Raw genomic sequence first — 1,610 nt, 5'->3', positions numbered from 1 at the left:
CGGCGACGCCGTTCGTCAGCGGCGTGCCGCCCGCGCCTGCCTGCTGCGAGACGGTGAACGTCTGTCCGGCGATGGTCAGCGTGCCGCTGCGCGCCGCGCCGGTGTTCGCGGCGACCGTGTAGGACACCGAGCCGTTGCCGGCAAACGGACCGCCGCCGGAGGTGACGGTGATCCAGTTCGCCGTGCTCGCCGCGGTCCAGGTGCAGTTCGACGCGCTCGTCGTCACGGCGATGCTGCCGCTGGCCGCCGCGGCGCCGACGCTGGCCGACATCGGCGCGATCGTGCTCGTGCAGCCGCCGCCGCAGGCGAGGCAGGTCGCGTTCGAGAAGCTGCTGCGGATCAGATTGCCCGGCTGCGTGCCGAAGCCCTGTGCGAGGCTGAAGTCGCTGCAGTAGCTCATGATCGTGCCGTAGCGGCCGGCCGGCCGCGGACAGCTGCCTTCGGGCGCGGCGCAGCCGTCGAGCGCGGTGTTGTTGCCGTTCCAGGAGCACGCCTGCGTGTGCTCCGAGCCGAACAGGTGGCCGATCTCATGCGGCAGCGTCGCGCCGGCCCAGGAATACGTCGGATACGCCGGATAGTCGCGAATCGGGCTGATGCCGGTCTGGTTGTAGTCGGGGCCGCAGATCCGGTTGAGGCTCGCGATTCCGCGGTCGATGTGGAAACCGACGAGGATGGCGAGGTCGCCCTGGATGCCTTCGCGCGACTTGCGGTTCCAGAACGCGTTCCAGATGTCGTAGTAGTAGCCGATGTTCGCTTCCGGACTCGGCGTCGTCCACACTTTCATATAGTGCAGATTGATAGGAATGCTTTCGTTCGCGTAGACGCTCTTCGCGATGTTGAAGAAACCGGTCGCATAGTTCGTCGTGTTCGCGCCGTGCGTGCGATAGACGTCGTTCTCGACTTCGAGATGGATGCGCACGCAGTCGCCGGCCGCGGCGATCTCGTTCGCCGACTTCGCGCGCGGGCGCAGCGGCTTGCCCGCCTCGGGCTCGACCGGACAGGTCTGCGAGGGCTCGAGCATCCGATGCTGTACCGCGTCCATGCCGCATTCGACCGCAGGCGCCGACTTGGTTCGGACCGCGGATTCGCGATAGACGAGATGTTCGTTGGCCGCGTTGCGCCCCTTGATCCGGCCGATCAGCGTATTGCCTTCCGCCGTCGTGCCGTAGACCCCGCTGATCTCGTAGGCGCCGGTTTCGAGATTGCGGAACACGCTGACCGCGGCGACCGAACGCCCGCCTTCCTTGAGCGTGCCCTGGTAATGCCGCGCCGTGTTGGTCCACGACAGATCGTCGCCGCCCGGGCCTTCGACGATGAGATCGTCGTAGTTCACACGCACGAGTTCGAGGTCGCCGTGCCCCGGCACCGGCAGCGTGAACTGCTGCGGATCGCGCGCGAGCAGCGACTTCACCGCGGCTTCGTCGACGCGCAGCAGCGTGCCGTCGGAAACCAGCGCGGCGACGTCGGCGCGCTTGGCGAGCGGCGTCGCCTGTATTTGCAGCAAAGTAAACTCATGGAATTCATTGCCGGCCGCCTTGCGCGCGGCGATCGTGCGTGCGAGCGAATCCGGAGCCGATTCCTGCGCGCCGGACGGCGGCGGCGCACCGGCC

Annotated in this window: 1 protein-coding gene; it reads right to left on the bottom strand. The window is 67.7% G+C overall.

Annotated features, from left to right (window positions below):
• Nucleotides 1-1,610, bottom strand: a 1,610-nt coding sequence (locus VLF18_RS03480) for a M12 family metallo-peptidase (protein ID WP_325278230.1), incomplete at both ends; no start/stop codon positions are given.

This window comes from Tahibacter sp., assembly GCF_035481375.1.
GTDB lineage: Bacteria > Pseudomonadota > Gammaproteobacteria > Xanthomonadales > Rhodanobacteraceae > Tahibacter.
This window is presented reverse-complemented; position numbering and strand designations above follow the sequence as displayed.